The sequence below is a fragment of the Streptomyces sp. NPDC057280 genome, assembly GCF_042668605.1.
Taxonomy (GTDB): Bacteria; Actinomycetota; Actinomycetes; order Streptomycetales; family Streptomycetaceae; genus Streptomyces.
The window spans coordinates 100,243-117,891 of sequence record NZ_JBHUYR010000004.1 but is presented as its reverse complement, the minus strand read 5'-3'; the positions used below and the strand labels follow the sequence as shown (position 1 = coordinate 117,891).

The following is a 17,649-nucleotide window of genomic DNA, read 5'->3' as shown; positions in this document are numbered from 1 at the left end:
ACTCAGTTCGTCCACGAAGATCGCTTTCAGGTCCTCGTCGAGGTCCCGTCCTGACAGGGGGCGCTCGCTCACTTCTTCCTCCCCCGGGGCACCGTGACCGCCGTCAGCAGGGCCGTGCCCGGGGCGAGGGCCTCCCAGGCCGTGCCGCGCCAGGCCAGGACGGCGATGGCCGACGTGGGGAACTTCACCCGGACCGTGTCCAGGGTGTCGTCGAGGCCGTCGCCTGCGAGTTCGAGGACGAGCTCCTCCAGGCCGGGGTTGTGGCCGACCAGCAGCAGCGTCTCCACCTCGGCGGACACCTCGTGCACGACCTCCAGGAGTTCGGGCACGTCGGCGCCGTAGAGCCGGGCGTCGTGGCGGACCGGGGGCGGGGTGCCCCACTGGGCGGCGGCCAGGTCCCAGGTCTGCCGGGCGCGTACGGCGGTCGAGCACAGCGCGAGGTCGGGCAGGCAGTCGGCCTCGGCGAGCGCCCGGCCCGCCGCGGGAGCGTCGCGCAGTCCGCGCGGGGCGAGCGGCCGCTGGTGGTCGCGGACGCCCTCCGGCCAGGCGGATTTCGCGTGGCGCAGCACGACGAGGCGGCGCAGCGGACCGGCTCCGGCGCGCGCGATCATGCGGGCGAGCCGATGTCGCGGGTGAGTTCGAGGCCGAGGAGCCGGTCGGCGTAGGCGTACGTCTCGAAGCGGGCGCCGGCCGGCAGGTCGGAGGCCTCGACCCAGCTCAGGACGCGCAGGACTCCGGGCACGTCGAGATCGTCCTCCCATGCCGCGCGCAGCTCTGCGCGCACCTCGTCGGGGACCGGCCGGGACGGCTCGCGAGCCCACGTGGCAACGGCACGACGCCACCGTACGAGAGTGTCGTGGGCGTCCTGGAGGGCGGCCGCGTCGAGGCGCGCCGCCAGACCCCGGGGCCGGGACAGCAGGGCGAGCCGCAGTACGTCGGGGTCCGCGCCCTCCGCCGGGTGCTCGACGGGAGCGACCGCGAGCTGGACTCCGACGGACGTCACCTGGTCCTCGGCCACGACATGGATGACCTGCGTTCCCCCTGGGCCCGTGTCGTGGCCGTCCTCGAAGGGACGGATGCCCAGCGCCGCGGCGCCCGCCCGTACCTCGGGCCGCTGCCGGGCGGCGTCGAGCCGGGCCCAGACCGGCGTACCGCCGAGTTCGAGGGCGCGGACGAGGGTGTCGGCGACGAGCAGCACCCGCAGGGCCGTGCCGTCGAGGCCGGGCACATGCGCCTCGACGCGGGTGAGACCACGGCGGGCGGGGGCGGCCTCGACCGGGTCGCCGGTTCGGGCGTCGATGATGCGCAGCACGAGGTGAGCGTAGGCGGGACGGAGGCCGTCCGCAGGCAGGTGGCGCGGATTCCGGACAGGGGGGCGGGGTGCGGCGGGGTGCGCGGGCCTGGTGACAGGCGGTGCAAACGGGGCGACGGCCCTGGGAGATCGGGGGAATCAGCGGGGGCGGTGCGCTGTTGTGTCGAGAGCCCCAGCGACCAGATCCTCCAGGAGACCCACGGTGTACGGAGACGAAGCGACGGTCCGCAAGATACTCACCGAGAGCGGCGACACCTGGGCCGTGGTGGGCCTGTCCTCGAACCGGGGGCGCGCGGCGTATGGCGTCGCCGAGGTGCTCCAGCGCTACGGGAAGCGGATCGTGCCCGTGCACCCGAAGGCCGAGACCGTGCACGGCGAACAGGGCTACGCCTCGCTCGCCGACATCCCCTTCGACGTGGACGTGGTCGACGTCTTCGTCAACAGCGACCTCGCCGGCCCTGTCGTCGACGAGGCGATCGCCAAGGGCGCCAAGGCGGTCTGGTTCCAGCTCGGCGTGATCGACGAGGCGGCGTACGAACGGGCGCGTGCGGCGGGTCTCGACATGGTGATGGACCGCTGCCCGGCTATCGAGATCCCCCGGCTGCGGGACTGAGGCCCGAGGGGCGGCGCACCTCGGTCTGACGGCTTTCGTCGGCTCCCCCACGGCTCGGCCCGCACCTCAGCCCTGCCCCTCGCACGCGTTGATGTAGTACAGCTCTATCTCCACCCGGTCCGCCGCTCCTCCGGACCAGAACGGGCGCGTGCCGACGTTCCCGCCGCAGAAGGCCTGCGGGCGGCGGGACTTGAGGGTGGCGTTGACGTCCTCGGCGAGGTCGGTCGCCGCGCCGAGCATCGACTGCGGGGCGACACCGAAGGTGATGACCATGCCGATGCGGCGGCCGTCACCGCTCGCGCGGATCTCCTTGTCGAGCGCCGCGATGATCTTCTTTCGGTCGGCGGCATTCAGGTTCCCCTTGCCGGCGGCGCGGCCGGTCGCGCCCGAGGACAGGGACACCGCGAAGGTGTGCCGTCTCGGGTCGAGGCCGGTCGGGCCCTTGGCCGTGCGTGAGGGGGAGGGCGACGCGGACGACGACGCGGAGGACGGCGGGGACGCAGACGGCTTCGGTGCCTTCTTCGCGCCCGCCGCCCCTGTGCCGTCCGAGGCGATCATGCCGAGCGCCACCAGGAACAGCACCAGGAACAGGTCCGCGAAGAGCCAGCCCGCGAGGTGGCGCGGGGCGATGCCGGCGCCCGGCGGGCGGCGCCTCACCGCTGATCCCCGCCGTACCAGTCGTCACCCGGCCGGCGCGGCGGCGGTGTCGCGGCGCCGGTGTCGGGAGCCGCGGTGTCGGAGCCGCCGGTGTCGGTGCGGGGTGGCGCGGGCGGCGTCGCGGCGGGGCCGCCGGAGCCACCTCCGGGGTAACCGTTGCCGTTGTAGGGGCCGTTGCGGGGGCCGGTGTAGGGATCGCCGTAGGGGCCGCCGTAGGGGCCCGTGGGCGGTCCCCCGGAGTTCGTCATCGGCGCGGGTCCGGAGCCGTTCTGCAGCAGGGCGAGCACGCGCTCCAAGGCGTCCATGTAGGCGTACATACGCTCGCTGTTGTCATTGAGGACGCCCATGGCCTCGCCGACCTTCCGGGTGGTCTCGGTGACCTCGTCGGCGACGGTGGCGTGCACCCGGTTGGCCTCCTGGGAGCTGCCCGCCGCACGGCGCAGTTCGGCGAGCAGGCGGGTGAGGGACTCGCGGGTCGCCTGTTCGTCGCCGCGCAGGTCGTCGCGCATCTTGGCGAAGTCGCGCAGGAGTTGGTGCGGCACGGTCAGGGAGCGGCCCATCTCACCCAACTCGCCCGCGGAGCGGGTCCATTGGTCGAGAGCCGTGACGAACCTGCCCTCGGGGCCGGGCGCGAAGATCTTCTCCATGCGGTCGGCGCTGTCGGAGAGGGTGCGGGAGAGTTCGGCGGTGCTGCGGGTGATGTCCCGTGCGATGCCGACGAGTTGGCCGGCCGGTACGACCTGTGCCTCCAGGACGGCGTACTTGGACAGCTCCATCGTGAGGACGGTCAGCTGTCCGGCGATCCTGGTGCGCAGCCGTTCGTGTGACGCTTCGTGCTGGGCAGCCCATTCGAGGCGTTGCAGCCACATCGTGGCGAGCACCACCCCGGCGATGAGCAGCACCACCAGCAGGACGGCGGTGCCGCCGAAGCCCGACGACCACAGTTTCAGGAAGTTGGTGCCCTTCGCGGAGTCCTGGAAGTCCCCGAAGGCGAACCACAGGGACAGCCAGGTCAGCACGATCGGCAGGAAGACGGACACGTCCCGTGCCATCGACACCACGGCGATCAGCGCGCTGTGGCGCGGCTCGGCGTCCGGCACCAGCGCCTCGGGCGGATAGGCGTGCAGCAGGTTGACGCCGGACAGGGCCCGCCCGCCCGCCCGCGCGTCGTCGGCGATCCAGGTCAGCACCGAGCGCCCGGTGCTCTCCTCGGGGCACTCACCGGCCAGCTCGGTGAGCCGGTCGGCGGCCGCCCGCAGCGCCGCGGAGGGTTCGGGCGCCGGAGGCGCGGGCTGATGTGTAGCGGGTTTCCTGCTGGACAAGACCTCTCCCTCAGTCCCGGGGACCGCGGCGGTCGGGGCCGTGGTCTCCGTCGTGCGGCCGGGCGGGCAGATGTTGCCGGAAGTACTGCTGGACGACGACGGCGTGGACGGTGTCCTGCGCCCTGCCGCGCCGGCAGCCGTCGAGCAGCGCCTGCAGCAGGGCGGGCGACGGGGTGCGCCCCGCCGCCTCCAGGACGTCCAGCACCTCGCGCTGCCCCAGCTGCTCCCCGGTCGTGCACAGGAGGAGCAGCCGGTACAGGTGCACCGCCTGCCAGGGGTTCTGGGGCGCCATCCGGTCCACGGCCTCGGCGTGGAACTGGGTGCGGCGCAGTACGTCGAAGGGGTGGTGGCGTTCCTTGGCGGGGCGGCGCCGGGCGCAGCTTTCCAGCAGGGTGCGGGCCTGGGCCGGGGCGATCCGGCTGATCACGTCGACCTGGCTCATCAGGAACGCCATGGAGAAGCGGGTCACGAGCACCCGCATCATGTCGTCCAACGCGGTCTTGGAGACGCCGATCTGCAGGGCGATCCGCAACAGGGGCAGGATGTCGAAGTCCGCCCGCCGGCGGGCGGCGCTCTCCAGCCGCTCCTCCAGCACCCGGTGCACCACCCGCCCGCCGGGCGGCGCGAGGGACAGCTCGCGCAGCAGGTCCCGGCCGGCGCCGTCGAAGGCGCGGTGCAGCGCCCAGGTGTGGATCTCCTCCCGCAGATGCCGGTAGGGCTGGAGTTCGAGCGAGTCCGGGCGCCACAGAACCAGCAGGCGGGCCAGCTGTCCCTCGGTGGCCCGGTCGAGCTCCAGCTGTATCCGCGGGACGGCGGTGGTACTGCGCAGGTAGGCGTCCTCCCGGTCCGACAGGTCGCCCTGCGGGGCCGCCTCCAGCAGGCTCATGACATCGCTCATCAGCCCGGGGGCGACCTGGTGTCCGGCCGCCCACTCGCGGATCTTCGTGGCGCTGGCCATCGGCTGGTCCGGCAGCAGCCGGCTGAGCGCGCCGGTGCCGCGGCGCCGCTGGAAGGCGACCAGGCGTGCGGCCTGGTCGCGCAGGGGGCCGGGTGGGCCGGGGTCGGCCTTGGCGTCGACGCGGCGCCGGGTGGAGTGGCGGGTTCCGGTGCCGTCGCTGCGTACGAACACGAACTGCGGCAGGTCCTTCGCCGTGTCGTTCTCCTCCCGGGTGGCGAAGCCCCAGCTGCCCAGCACGACCCGGCCCAGCAGTCCGGCCAGGGCATGGACGACGACCTCGCCGTCGGCCGGCGAACCCACCACCGTGAGCGGTGCTCCGGGCTGTTCCATGAGCGCCTCGGCGAGCCGCACCAGCAGGTCGTCGGGCACGTCCTCGGCCGCCGTGTCGAGGGCGCCGAGAAGGCGCTGCTCCTCGACCAGCAGCTGCCGTACGAGGTCCAGCGGGACCCGTTCCAGGCGCTCGGCGCCGCCGCCCCGGGCCGCCTGGCCGTCGAGGAGGGCGCTCTGCCGGACCGGCGGCGGCAGCCAGTCGTCCCAGTCGCTGCGGCAGGCGGCGAGCGCGAGGTGCAGGTCGATGCCGCCGGCCGGGCCGGTCAGGACGTGGGTGAGGGTGGACCCGGCGCGGCCGTTGGGGTCGCGGACCGGGAGTTTGCGCAGGACGGCGGCCTCGTTCTCATGACGGAGGTAGACGAAGCCGGGTGCGGTGTCGCCGGGGTGTTCCTGGCTGGCCCACACCAGGTGTTCGATCCGGCTGTTCCAGCGCAGCAGCGCCTCGCGGTCGAGGGAGGTGGCGACCGGGCCGACGTCACCGCGGCCGGTGAGGGAGCGCTCGGACCACTGGTAGACGGTGATGTCGGCGCGCGGGCCGCCGTGCGCGGGCAGGCTCATGTGCCGGGCCCCCGTCCCAGCAGCAGGGCGTCCGCGGCCGGTCCGGTCATGACGCCCTTCATGGCGAGCAGCGCCAACAGCGGCCGCAACACCCGGTGTTGGCGGAACAGGGCCTCGTCGAAGCGGCGGGCCGCGGCCTGGTCGGCCTGGGCGCGGGGGCCGGTTCCGGTGGCGGAGGCGAGGTGCAGGGTGGAGCCCTGGCACTCGCCGGCGAGTTGCAGCCAGTCGCCGCCGCCGCGGGCACCGAGGAAGGCGTAGACGTCCTCGCTCTCCCGCTCGACGGTGCTCAAGTCGGCTTCGGCGTCCGGCTTTTCGTGCAGCCAACCGTCGATCTCGCGGTAGCCGCGGAAGCGCAGCAGGTCGCTCTTGGTGACGACGAGGGCGCACGGCACCGGCAGGAACGGCAGGGCGGGGTTGGCCTGTTGCTGGCGCAGCCGCTGGCGGACGTGCTCGAACGCCGGGTCGCGTCCGGTCGTACCGCCCTGGGAGGTCAGGCCGTGGATGCGGGTCGGATCGACGACGCAGAGCAGGGCGCTGAGCCGGTTGAGGAAGTCGGACTCGCGGCCGGGGCGTTCCAGCCGGCCGCCCGCCACGTCGAAGAAGACGACGCTGTGCGAGCGGCCGGAGTGCTCGTCGGTGACGACGAGGCCGGTGGAGTAGCGCAGTTCGGGGCGGTCCGCGGTGGCGAGGAGTTCCTGGCGGCCGTCGATGAAGGGGGCGACGACCTCGTTGAGGTAGAGGTGGTAGCGCTGCGGGTCCAGGGCCTCGACGCGCAGGCCGTAGCGGGCCATGACGGTGGACTTGCGGGCCTGGTCGATCATGGCGGCCAGTAAGTGGGACTTACCGGTGCTGGACGCTCCGACCAGCCCGATACGGACTGGTTCGGTGCCGAACAGGGGGTAGCGGTAGGGCAGTTCGTGCTGGGGTACGTCGTCGTTGCCGGGGCAGACCACATAGGTGCGGGCGAGCTGGGCGTCCCGCTCGGCGTCGGAGTGGGTGGGCAGCTCGGCCTCGGGGAGCATGCCGCCGGAGGCGTCGAGGACGACCCGTTCGGCCGTGTCCCAGTTCAGCGGGCGCAGGCACATGGGGCACTCGACGGGGCCGAGGGCGGGCAGCGGACGGTCGGGGACGATCCGCAGCCGCTGCCCCGTCCGGCGCCACCAGCCGGGGGCCCGTACCGGGGGCGGGACGTAGCCGTTGGCGCGCAGGCTGCCGGCGCCGGTGCGCTGGCGGGCGCGCAGGGCGCGGAACTCCTCGCGGGCCAGGAGTTCGCGGCGCCTGGCCTGTTCCGCCAGGGGCCGCTCGAACAGGCCGTTCGGCGCGGCGCCGTCGGCGAGGCGGCGCACCAGTTCGCGTGCGGGCGGGGAGACGGCCGAGCCCAACGGGAAGGCGGCGCGCAGGAGTTCCTGGAGCCACTCCTCGTGGCCCTGGTCGAGGACGGCGTGGAGGTGTTCACGGGAGGAGCCGCGCGGCAGGGTCTCGCCGGTGGCCATCCAGAACGCCACGAGGGCGGCGCTGAGTACGTCCTGGTCGGCCGAGGCCGGCAGTCCGGGGCGGAAACCGGGCGCGTCCCATGCGGTCGCCGGGCGGTCGGGCAGCGGCTCGGTGGCGTACACGGCCCCGTCCAGACCGGCGAGTTGGAGGCCCTCGGCCTCGTCCCACCACAGGTGCTCGGGGCTGATCCGGCCGTGCACCAGCCGGGGTTCGTGCAGCCCGGCGACGGCCTCGAACAGGTCCTGCACCACACCACGCAGCCGCGGGCCGTGCAGCACGTCGGGGGTCTCGAGGCGGGACAGGGGGACGCCCCGGCAGTCGAGCAGCATCCGGTGCGGGCGCCGGGAGTCGTCGTAGGCGAGGACGTGGGCGAGCTGGCGTGGCAGATGCGGGCCGTGGAAGTCGGCGAGGCTGCCGAAGAGTTCGAAGTGGCGGCGCATCCGCCGCTCGGCGTCGGGCCCGACCGCCTCCTGCACCATCACCGGGTGCCGGCCGGGCAGCCTGCGGTAGCGGCGCACCTGGAAGGGCGGCAGCTCCAGGCGGCCCTGCTCCCCGGTGTCCTCCTCGAGGCTGAAGACCGCCTCTTCACCGTCCCCCGACCCGGGCCTTCGACCCCGGAACTCCGCCACCCCCGTGTCTCCTCCCCGTAGCCCTCCGGGACACCAACTATCACAGAACGCTGCCCACGCGAGTGGTGCTTCAGGCACAGTCAAAATGAGTGCACCTGGCACTCGGCGGCGCCTGACGGTTGATCAACTCCTGTTGGCGAAAGGCCAGTCGGGGGTATCACCTGGCCCGGTACAGTCGGAGCACCTGAGGCTGGGGGGAGCGCTTATGGCGGCACTGACCGCGGGGCGGTTGCAGCAGGACGGGGTGCTGCGCGTGCTGGCGGAGCTGTACGCCGATCCGCTCAGTGCCGAGCTGCTGCTGCGGGGGCTGGGTGCCGACCTGACCCGGCTGCCGCCCTTCGGGGGCTCCCAGGCGCCGCTCGGCCACTGGTTCCGGATCTGTCTGACCATCGAGCACGGGGCGTTCGGCTTCACGCTGGAGGACCTCGTGCGGGCGGCGCACCGGGACTTCCCTTCGAACGACCTGCTGGGGCGGTACGCGAGACCCCGCGCGTCGGACGGGGCGCCGGACGACCGCCTGACCGTGCTGTGTCTGCTGGCCGGTCCCCGGGAGGCGTCCAGGCTCCAGCTGCGGCACGAGTTCCGCACCATCGAGGAGGCCGCCCGCCGGGGCCGTAGCCGCACCCTCGACATCAGGCTGTCGGCGGCGACCCGGCGCCGCGACCTGATCCCGGCGCTCACCGAACACAAGCCGGACGTCCTGCACTTCGGCGGGCACGGTTCCGCCGACGGTGAGCTGCTGCTGGAGGAGGACGACGGCTCGGTCGCCCCGGTGAGCGCGAAGGCGCTCGGCACGGTCCTGGACGCGGTGGGCGGAGTCACGGTCGCCGTCCTCAACGCCTGCCACCTGGGCCGGTACCTCGATGTCGTCCGACCCCATGTGGGCGAGGTCATCGGCTCCCCGGCGAAACTGAACGACGAGGACGCGCTGGCGTTCTGCCGGGACTACTACGCGGCGCTGGCCCTCGGCGAGTCCTGGGAGAAGGCCTTCCGCCTGGGCCGGGCGGGCGTGGGGCTGGGTGCCCGCGGGTTACCGGACCTTCGGCGCGCGGTGCGGGTGCGGGAGGGCGACACGGTATGAGGCAACCGCGAGCACGAGGCCCGCACCGGCCGACCGGACGGCCCGCCCTGGGACAACCCACGACGACCGGACACCAGGACCGGCGGCTGCACCGGACGACCAAGGACCGGGACAAGGGGCGCCACCGGACGACCGAGAACCAGGGCCGGCGGCTCTACCCGCCGAGCGAGGACGGGGACCGGCGGCTGTACCCGACGACCGAGCAACGCCTCGAGGGACCGATTCCGTCGGCCAAGCACCGCGCCCCGCGGCGACGCCCGACGCGCGGTCACCCGACCCCGCGCCTGCACCCCACCAGCAATCACCCCACCCCGCACCTGCACCCGACCACCGAACACCCCACCCTGCACCCACACCCGACCACCGAACACCCCACGTCCAGACCCGCCCAGCCGGCCGCCAGGCCACGCAGGACCTGCGAGCCACGGGGCCCGGAAGGGGTGTGCGATGAGTGAGCAGCGGGCCCGGGCCGTCAGTGTGCAGGTACCCGCCGGGGTGAACGTCGCCGAGCGGCGGCGGCGCAGTCAGGAGCGGGAGCGGGCTGAGGCCAGGGCGCGGGACGCGGGCGAGGGCGGGCCGAGTCCGGCGGCGTACGACTTCCTGCTCGGGCAGGCGGGCGGGCGCCGTGAGGCGGTCGACGTGCCGCAGCCGGACGGCGGGCCCGGCGAGGAGATCACCGTCGTCACCTCGCAACTGCTGCGCAAGCTCGGCTCGGCCGGGACCACCTGCCCGGTCTGCCACCACTCCTTCCGGCTGGGCGAGCAGATCTCCATCGAGCGCGCCGACGCGGGCCCCGGCGTCGTCCTCAAGCACCACAGCCGCCGCCTGGACTGCCTCAACCCCGAGGCGGGCGGGCAGTCCTCGGTGTCGGCGGAGCTTTTCCACCAGGGTCTCGACGAGGCCAATCCCCCACCGCCGGAGCTGAACACGGTCCGGCTGCACCGCGGGCATCCCCTGCTCCGGCTCCACCCGGGTCCCGGCGACGGGGCGCCCACCCGGCACCGCTGCTGGGTGTGCGGGCACACCTTCCGGCCGGACGAGATGGTCATCCACTGCACCTGCGCGCCGGACGCGCCGAACTGTGCGAGCGCCGTCCACCGCGACCCGGACCACGGGCTGGTCTGCTACGACGACTGGAAGGCCCAGCATCCCGGGGTGCCGTGCCTGATGCTCAACTCCCTGCGGGACACCCGGTGACCGGGGACCGGTTCGCGCGGCACGCGCTGATCCCCGGCTGGGACCAGAAACGGCTCGCCGACGCCACGGTCGTCCTGGCGGGCGCCGGGGCGCTGGGCAACACCGTCGCCCAGACACTGGCGTTGGCGGGTCTCGGGCGGCTGGTGGTGTGTGATCCGGACACGGTCGCGGTGAGCAACCTCAGCCGCTGCCCGCTGTTCCGGGCGGCGGACGTGGGCCGGCCGAAGGCGCGGGTGCTGGCCGAGGCGCTGGCGGACCTCGCGCCCGGCACCGACGTGGACGCGCGTGAGGCTCCGCATGTCTCCGGGGCCGGGCTCGCCGAACTGCGCGACGCCGACCTGGTGGTGAGCGCGCTGGACAGCCGGGCCGCCCGGATCGCCCTGGCCGGACGGTGCACGCTCGCAGGGACCCGCATGCTCGACGGCGGGACGCACGCGTGGGGCGGCGAGGTCTCCTGGTACCCGCCCGGCGGACGCTGCCGGGCCTGTGGTCTCGGTCCGGCGGAGCGTGCGGTGCAGGACGATCCGTGGTCGTGCGCCGCGCCCGATCCGGCCGCCGAGGTGGGCGCGTCGGCTCCGGTGTCGGCGTTGGTCGGCGCGTGGCTCGCCGACTTCGCCGTACGACTGCTGCTGGGACTGTCCGTGCCGGACGCGCCGTTGCGCGTCGACGCCGCCGGGTTCGCCATGCCGCTGTCCGGCACCCCGCCGCGGGCGCTTGCCGACCCGGACTGCCCGCTGCACGAACGACTCCCCGCGGACGTCCCGGTGCTGCCGCTCGACCACGAGGCCACGGTGGCCGACCTGTTGGACCACGTCGGCGTGCACGAAGAGCCGCTCTCCTGGGCAGGATTCAGCAGGCCGGTGCGGCGGCGGGCGGCGGTGCGCGCCGTCACCACCCGGCTGCGGTCCGCGCCCGCCTCGGCGCGGCTGAGCGCACTGGGGGTGGCGCCGCGTGAAGTACTGCCCGTGGCCCGACGGGACGGATCGGGGCTGCGGTACGTCGAGTTGGCCGCCGCCGGGCAGGAACGGCGGGGCATACCGGGCGACTTGACCGAGGCACGGCGCGCGACGACGGAGGGTGTCCGGTGAGGGACGAGCTGTACAACGAGCTGGAGCGGGTGATCAACCCGCGCGAGGGTGAGATCATCCTGCGGACCATCGGTTTCCCGGAGAGCCGGCTGCCGTCCGTGGACGCGACCGCCCGGGTCTACTGGTCCGAGGTGCGCCGGCTGATCGACGCGGGCGTACTCGTGGACGGCGAGGCCCAGTTGGCGCGCGCCGTGCGCAACGAGTACCCGGGCAACGCGGTCTTCGGGGCCTCCGTCGAAGCGCTGGAGCCGGTCACCGAGCCCCCGCAGCCGACCTGTGCCGAGCCCCGCGTCCCGCCGCCCGCCGGGCCGACGTCCACCACCGCCGCGCAGCCCGAGCCGGAGCCGGACACCTACCCCACGCTGGTCTTCGTGTGCAGCACGCACCACGCGGCGTTCATCGAGGAGGTGCGCCGCCTCGACGCCCGCGCCGAGCTGTTCTTCGTCAGCCAGGGCGAGGAGGCCCAGGTCGGGCAGATCGCGCTGTCGCTGACGTACGAGCTGACGCCGCGCCAGATCGACGACTTACGCGGCTCGCTGATCGCGGCCGGTGCCCCGGCGGACCTGGAGATCCTCCAGGAGGTCTACGACCACCGCCCCTACCTGCTGGAGGCGCTCCGGGTCAACGGACCCGACCAGCAGCCCTACGATCTGGCGGGGGTGCCGTCGATCACCCCGGTGCGGGACATCGCCGCCGCCGTGCTGGCGCACTACGAGGGCCGGATGGGGCGGCGCCCGCGCACCGTCGTCGACCATCAGCAGCCGGACGGCAGCTTCCGCCGCCTCGACCCGGCGCAGTCCCTGCACCAAGCGGGGGTACGCGAGGGCGACACGCTCAACGTGTATCCCGAAGCGACCGCCGGACACGCCGAGTTGAGGATGCAGGCGATCATCCGGGTCCGCGAGGAGATGCACCGCTACGCGGACCAGCACGAGGACTTCGAGATCGTCGACACCGACGACCCGGAGTTCCCCACCGACTACGAGATCCGCTTCAACGGACCGGGGCTGCGGCTGCCGGAGCAGCAGAGCGCGAGCGCGCTGCCGCGGCCGGAGGTGCAGGACAAGCACAACCTGCTGATCCTGCTGGGCCCGGACTTTCCGCTGGTCGCCCCGGCCGTCTTCTGGCTGAGCCCGATCTTCCACCCGAACATCAAGGGGCCCGATCCGCAGTACCCCGAGGCCGAGGGGGCCGTGTGCCTGGGCATGCTGGCGCGGTCCTGGCGCCCCGCCCTGGACTTCGGCCAACTGTGCCAGATGCTCGTGGACATGGCTGGGTATCGTAGCTACGAGATCTCGGACAGTTTCAACCCGATCGCGGCATTCTGGGCGCAGACGGAGGACGGTGCGGCCATGATCGAGGCCATCGGGGGCAAGCCGCCGGTGCCGGCCCCGCCGCCCGACGAGGGGGCGCTACGCGTCGGCGCCCTGCGGATACGGCGTACGGACGGGACGGCCGATGGCACTTGACATCGAGCTCTTCCAGGGCGAGTCACGCCAACTGGTGCGCACCGAACCGCTGATCGCGCTGCTGAAGCCCGTCTTCGCGGCGGAGACCGCCCCCTTCAAGGGCCGCCCGCGCTTCCAGCTGATGCTGCGCAACGACCCCGGGCCCGACACCTACGAGCCCGACGGCCACGACGCCGACACGCACGAGGGAGATCTCCACCTCACCAATCTCCGCGCCGACTTCGGGTACATCCATGTCGCGATCCATATGGAGGGACGCGTGGTCTACCAGAAGCCCTACTCCGTCAACTCGCTCGTCGGCCCGGTGCTCGCCCGGCTGGCCCGGGAGATCTCCCCCGAGGAGCGTCAGTGGGCGTTCCGGATCGCCGGACTGCCCTCGCCCGAGGACGGGGAGTCGGCGCAGCGGCTGCCCCCGGTGGTGGACGGCACGGACGACATCGACGTCTCCCGCTCCACCCGGCTGCCGTTCGGCATCCGTCCGGCGGCCGAGCCCGAGATCCCGCTGCTCGACCTGGCCGAGTACGGGGTGACCCTCAGCGACACCGGGGCGCCGGTGACGGTGCTGCTGGGCACCGGGGTGCGGCGCAGCCTGATGGAGATGGAGCTGTCGACCGAGATCGAGGAGGGCGGCTTCCTGGTCGGCCGGGCCTTCCGGCGGGCCGACGACCCCGCCCTGCACGCGGTGATCGTCGACGAGGTGCTGCCCGCCGAGCACTCGGGGGCCTCGCTGATGCACTTCACGTTCACCGGCGACTCGTTCCGCGCGATGAGCCGGACGCTCGGCGACCGCCAGCTCGTCGGCTGGTACCACACCCATCTGTTCCAGACCGAGCGCGCCATCGGCCTGTCCCGCACCGACATCGACCTGCACCGGGACACCTTCCGGCGCCCCTGGCAGGTGGCCGCCCTGATCAATCTCACCGCGCGCCGGCGGGTGCTGACCTGCTACGCCTCCTCCGACGACTGGATGGCACCCTGTCCGATCCGGAACCTCGATGACGACCCTGACAGCCACCGCAGTACGCATCCTTCACTGGGCCATCACTGAACCGGCGCCCGACGGCACCCTGGTGCCGCCCGAGACCATCTCGGCCCGGCCGCCCGAGAGCGACGACGACCCGGTCGTCCTCCTCGAACGGCTGGCCCGGGTCACCGCGGCCCGGCTGCACCTGTCCGACCCGCCCCTCGGTGACCACGGCCCCACGGGCCTGGAGCCGCTGATGGTCGCGGCCGCCCTGGCGCTGCGGGACGACCCGCCGACGGCCCTGCTGGTGGCCGAGGGCGTGGGCGGCTCGGGCACCATACGCGATCTGATGGCCCGTCATGGTCTCGTGGGGCGTGCCCTGTCGGCGACTCCGGTCGACGCGGCGCTGCGCGCGGCACTGCTGCGCGCCTCGCCGCTCACGGCCCTCTTCGACCACCCCCCGCCGGGCACGGAGGAGCGCTGCGGGCAGCTCCTCGACCGGTTCCTCGACCACACCGAGGGCAGACGCGCGGCGGTGGCGGGCCTCGCCGCACCGCCGTCCTCGCCCGCCACCGCCCGTCACCGCGCGGCGCTGCTGCGCCGGTTCCGCTTCACCCCGGGGGAGAGAACAGTCGTGTACGAGGTGTACGAGACGGCCCTGCTGCACCATGGCGGCCACTACCGCAAACTCACCGACGACGTACGGAAGCTGGCCGTCGAGAACCCCGCCAGGCTGCTCGGCGACGACGCGCCCGGCCAGTGGGCGCGGGCCACGCTCGACTGGTGGCAGCCCCTGGCTGTGCTGGTCCGGCGCCATCCCGAGGAGCTGCGCCGCCGCCCGCTGCTCAGCGGGTACCGCACCGGCACGGAACTGCACCGCGTCTACGGCCGGGTCCGGGAGTTCGAGGCGCTGCGCGAGGTGCTGGACCGATGACCAGAGCGCTGCGCCTGGCCACCGCGGACCACGGCGACCGGATGGACCTGCTCGGCACCGCGGGCGACCGCCCGCTGCGGGAGGTGCTGGCCTCCTGCGAGGTGTGGCTGCTGGACCCGCTGGACGAGGAGTTGCTGGACCGGCCCTGGTCGGACTTCGCCGCCGACGTCTGGCTGCGGTCCGAACTCGCCCCGGGCGCCTCGCTGTTCGCGCCCCCGGGGATCACGGCCACCCCGGCCCCGACGTCGCTGAGCAAGCCCCCCGCCGACCACGCCACCGGCGTGGAAGCGGCAGCGGAACCCGGACGGGACGCGCATCCCGACCGCATCACCGACGCCCAGGCCGTCCGGCTCGCCTACTATCCGCACATCGAACGCGTGGCCTCCCTGCTGCGCAGCCGTCTGCCGGTGCTCGTCATCAGCGAGAAGCTGATCGTGACCCATCTGTGGGAGGAGATGGTCACGTTGGCCGGGTGCCGCGGCATCCGGCTCGACGACGACTCGCAGGACGACGAGAGCAGCCGCGGCCCCGGGGACCCGGTCGCGGACATGAACGGCGCGTCGATGAGCACCCGTCAGCGCCGCCTCGCCCGACTCCGCGCCCAGCTGGAGGAGTTGAAGGAGGGCGACGTCATCGTCCTCACCCATCTCGACCTGCTGGCCGGCAGCGCCGACATCGGCCGGCACGCCGAGGCACGCGAACTGGTCGAGCTCCTCTACGCCTTCCCCGACCAGCTGGTCCTCGCCTTCGCCGACCCGACACTGCCGCTGCCGGACGTGCTGGCCGAGCGGTTCAGCGCCCGGGTCACCCTCAGCGGTCTGCCGCCGAAGGTGCAGACGCCGGAGACCGAGGAGACCCTGCTGGGGGCCGCCCTGGTGACCCGGGAGGAGGCGGAGACCTTCGAGGGGTTCCAGCCGCGCGAGTTCTACAAGCACGTCGCCGGCATGAACCCCGTACGCCTGCGGCAGGCCATGCGGTACGCGCACGAGAAGCACCGGACGCAGCCGCAGCGGGCCACCCAACAGGACCTGCGCGAGACGCTGTTGACGTTCAAGGCGCAGCAGTCGTCGCACTTCGAGGTCCCCGACGTCACCCTCGACGACATCGGCGGCTACGACGAGGTCAAGGACGAGATCCGGCAGACCCTCGCCATCATCAGCGGCGCGCAGAGCCTGCCCGACGACATGGAGGAGGTGCGCTCCGAACTCGTCCCGCGCGGCATCATCTTCTACGGCCCGCCCGGCACCGGTAAGACGCTCTTCGCGAAGGCCATCGCCAACGGCATGAACGCCACCATCCAGGTGGTGTCCGGACCCGAGGTCACCGACATGTACGTCGGTGAGAGCGAGCGCAAGGTGCGGGAGATCTTCGCCTCCGCGCGGCGCAGCGCGCCCTCCGTCATCGTCTTCGACGAGATCGACGCGATCACCATGGAGCGCAGCAACCGCCCCGACGGCGGCAGCCGGGCCGGCAACAGCGTGGTCGCGCAGATCCTCACCGAGATGGACGGCTTCCGGCCCGAGGTCCCGATGCTGGTGATCGGCACCACCAACCGCATCGACATCATCGACAAGGCACTGCTGCGGCCGAGCCGGTTCCGCTCCATCGCCATCTCGCTGCCCGACGTGACCGCCCGCCGGGCCATCCTGCGCCACCACGCGGGCCGCTATCACATCTCCCTGGACGACGAGGTGCTGGAGCTGATCGCCGAGGCGACGGCGGGCCGCAACGGCGACGAGCTGCGCTCGCTGATGCGGGACGCGTTCGTCGGCCGCCACATGCACGGCATCGAACCGGACGCCCGCCGGCTGGGCTGGCTCGTGGGACGGCTCCAGCAGGGCCGCCTGGAAATGATCTCGGAGCGCCGATGAGCACCGCGACGGCCACCTGGAGTGGCGACGACCTCAACGCCGTACGACGCCTCAAGGCGCTCGGCCGCAGCATCGACCAGCACTTCGTGGGGCGGCGCCGCGCCCTCGACGTGCTGGAGGTCGCGGTGCTGGCGCACGAGCACGTGCTGCTGCTGGGCCCGCCCGGCACCGGCAAGACGGACCTCGTCAGCCGGTTCGCGGCGGGGCTCGGCAGCCGTCCCTTCGTACGGCTGCTGACCCGGTTCACCGAACCGGCCGAGCTGTTCGGGCCGGTGGACGTGCCCGCCTTCCAGAACGGTCACGAGTACCGCTTCCGCACCGACGGCATGCTGCCCCAGGCACACGTCGCGTTCCTCGACGAGATCTTCCAGAGCGGCAGTCCGATCCTCAACACCCTGCTGACCGTGATGAACGAGCGGGTCTTCCACAACGGCCAGGGCGTCGAGCTCGTCCCGCTCATCACCCTCGTCGGCGCGGCCAACTCCCTGCCGCAGGACCCCTCGTTGCTTGCCTTCGCCGACCGGTTCCTGCTGCGGCTGACGATCCCGCCGGTGGCCGGCAACCGGCTGGACGAACTCCTGGAGAAGGGGTATGCGCCCGGCCGCGCCACGCCCGCCGGGGACGAGCACGCGTGGATCGACGCGGCCACCCTGGACCGGCTGAACCGGCAGCTGGCGCACGCCGATCTGAGCGCGGTGACCCCGGAGTACACGGAGCTGGTGCGTGAACTCCTCAGCCAGGGCGTGACGTTGTCCGACCGGCGGATCATCCGCGGACTCCGGCTGGTGGCCGCGGCGGCGCTGCGGGAGGAACGGGTACGGGCCGAGGCCGCCGACCTGTGGCCACTGGAGCACTTCTGGTCCGACCCGGCGCACGCGCCGGTGGTACAGGAGGCGGTACGCCGCCGCACCGGCGGGTTCGCCGAGGACCCCGACGAACCCGCCCGGACCGCACAACGCCTGGTCTCCGAGGCGAGGGTCCTCGGCCGCCAGGTCGGGGCCGGCTCGCCGCCCGCGTCCGTGGAGCGCGTCCTGCGTCAACTCAATGCGTTGAGGCTGGAGTTGAGGCGTGCAGTTCCGGGCAACAGAGAAGGCGAAAGGGAGCTCGCGAGTATCATCGACCACACTCTGGCCTTGCTGGACCAGGGCTGACGCACAGCTACGGGCGCCCCG

16 protein-coding genes are annotated in these 17,649 nt (G+C 73.2%); 10 read left to right on the top strand and 6 right to left on the bottom strand.

The annotated features are described in order from the left end of the window. Positions 1-68: 68 nt before the first annotated feature. Both ACFUO4_RS24395 and ACFUO4_RS24390 read right to left on the bottom strand, forming a co-directional pair. Positions 69-611 (bottom strand): SixA phosphatase family protein, encoded by a 543-nt coding sequence (locus ACFUO4_RS24395; RefSeq protein WP_383488199.1) that lies wholly within the window; start codon positions 609-611, stop codon positions 69-71. Continuing rightward, positions 608-1,351, bottom strand: coding sequence for a hypothetical protein (locus ACFUO4_RS24390; protein ID WP_383489743.1), 744 nt, complete (start codon positions 1,349-1,351; stop codon positions 608-610). Before ACFUO4_RS24390 ends, ACFUO4_RS24395 begins: the two co-directional genes overlap by 4 nt. A gap of 163 nt (positions 1,352-1,514) precedes the next feature. On the opposite strand from ACFUO4_RS24390, the gene ACFUO4_RS24385 reads away from it, so the two are divergent. Beyond that, positions 1,515-1,925, top strand: coding sequence for a CoA-binding protein (locus ACFUO4_RS24385; protein WP_079310642.1), 411 nt, complete (start codon positions 1,515-1,517; stop codon positions 1,923-1,925). 66 nt (positions 1,926-1,991) lie between these two features. Here ACFUO4_RS24385 and ACFUO4_RS24380 read toward each other — a convergent pair whose 3' ends face one another. The 4 genes from ACFUO4_RS24380 to ACFUO4_RS24365 are packed head-to-tail and all read right to left on the bottom strand — an operon-like array spanning position 1,992 to position 7,873. Beyond that, positions 1,992-2,582 (bottom strand): hypothetical protein, encoded by a 591-nt coding sequence (locus ACFUO4_RS24380; protein WP_383488196.1) that lies wholly within the window; start codon positions 2,580-2,582, stop codon positions 1,992-1,994. Continuing rightward, entirely contained in the window at positions 2,579-3,904 is a 1,326-nt protein-coding gene (locus ACFUO4_RS24375; protein WP_383488193.1) for a hypothetical protein, read from the bottom strand. The genes ACFUO4_RS24380 and ACFUO4_RS24375 overlap by 4 nt, the downstream gene beginning before the upstream one ends. 10 nt (positions 3,905-3,914) lie before the next feature. Next, complete coding sequence (locus ACFUO4_RS24370; protein WP_383488190.1) at positions 3,915-5,750, bottom strand: hypothetical protein; 1,836 nt, start codon at positions 5,748-5,750, stop codon at positions 3,915-3,917. After that, positions 5,747-7,873 (bottom strand): hypothetical protein, encoded by a 2,127-nt coding sequence (locus ACFUO4_RS24365; RefSeq protein WP_383488187.1) that lies wholly within the window; start codon positions 7,871-7,873, stop codon positions 5,747-5,749. The genes ACFUO4_RS24370 and ACFUO4_RS24365 overlap by 4 nt, the downstream gene beginning before the upstream one ends. A 205-nt stretch (positions 7,874-8,078) precedes the next feature. Here ACFUO4_RS24365 and ACFUO4_RS24360 point away from each other — a divergent pair, with 205 nt between their 5' ends. The 9 genes from ACFUO4_RS24360 to ACFUO4_RS24320 are packed head-to-tail and all read left to right on the top strand — an operon-like array spanning position 8,079 to position 17,628. Then, complete coding sequence (locus ACFUO4_RS24360) at positions 8,079-8,954, top strand: effector-associated domain EAD1-containing protein (RefSeq protein ID WP_383488184.1); 876 nt, start codon at positions 8,079-8,081, stop codon at positions 8,952-8,954. After that, entirely contained in the window at positions 8,951-9,409 is a 459-nt protein-coding gene (locus ACFUO4_RS24355) for a hypothetical protein (RefSeq protein WP_383488181.1), read from the top strand. The genes ACFUO4_RS24360 and ACFUO4_RS24355 overlap by 4 nt, the downstream gene beginning before the upstream one ends. Beyond that, positions 9,402-10,151 carry a hypothetical protein gene (locus ACFUO4_RS24350; RefSeq protein ID WP_179143467.1) on the top strand — a complete coding sequence of 250 codons (750 nt, stop codon included), beginning with the start codon at positions 9,402-9,404 and terminating at the stop codon, positions 10,149-10,151. Before ACFUO4_RS24355 ends, ACFUO4_RS24350 begins: the two co-directional genes overlap by 8 nt. Next, on the top strand, positions 10,148-11,239 hold the full coding sequence (locus ACFUO4_RS24345; protein ID WP_383488177.1) for a HesA/MoeB/ThiF family protein: 1,092 nt from the start codon (positions 10,148-10,150) through the stop codon (positions 11,237-11,239). The genes ACFUO4_RS24350 and ACFUO4_RS24345 overlap by 4 nt, the downstream gene beginning before the upstream one ends. After that, entirely contained in the window at positions 11,236-12,708 is a 1,473-nt protein-coding gene (locus ACFUO4_RS24340) for an effector-associated domain EAD1-containing protein (RefSeq protein ID WP_383488174.1), read from the top strand. The genes ACFUO4_RS24345 and ACFUO4_RS24340 overlap by 4 nt, the downstream gene beginning before the upstream one ends. Next, a complete protein-coding gene (locus tag ACFUO4_RS24335) occupies positions 12,698-13,756 on the top strand; it encodes a JAB N-terminal domain-containing protein (protein WP_383488171.1) in 1,059 nt (352 codons plus the stop codon). Before ACFUO4_RS24340 ends, ACFUO4_RS24335 begins: the two co-directional genes overlap by 11 nt. Further along, positions 13,704-14,606, top strand: coding sequence for a hypothetical protein (locus ACFUO4_RS24330; RefSeq protein WP_383488168.1), 903 nt, complete (start codon positions 13,704-13,706; stop codon positions 14,604-14,606). The genes ACFUO4_RS24335 and ACFUO4_RS24330 overlap by 53 nt, the downstream gene beginning before the upstream one ends. Then, a complete protein-coding gene (locus ACFUO4_RS24325; RefSeq protein ID WP_383488165.1) occupies positions 14,603-16,477 on the top strand; it encodes an ATP-binding protein in 1,875 nt (624 codons plus the stop codon). The genes ACFUO4_RS24330 and ACFUO4_RS24325 overlap by 4 nt, the downstream gene beginning before the upstream one ends. Next, positions 16,474-17,628: an AAA family ATPase gene (locus tag ACFUO4_RS24320; RefSeq protein ID WP_383488162.1), complete on the top strand. Its 1,155-nt coding sequence runs from the start codon at positions 16,474-16,476 to the stop codon at positions 17,626-17,628. The genes ACFUO4_RS24325 and ACFUO4_RS24320 overlap by 4 nt, the downstream gene beginning before the upstream one ends. Positions 17,629-17,649 lie beyond the last annotated feature (21 nt).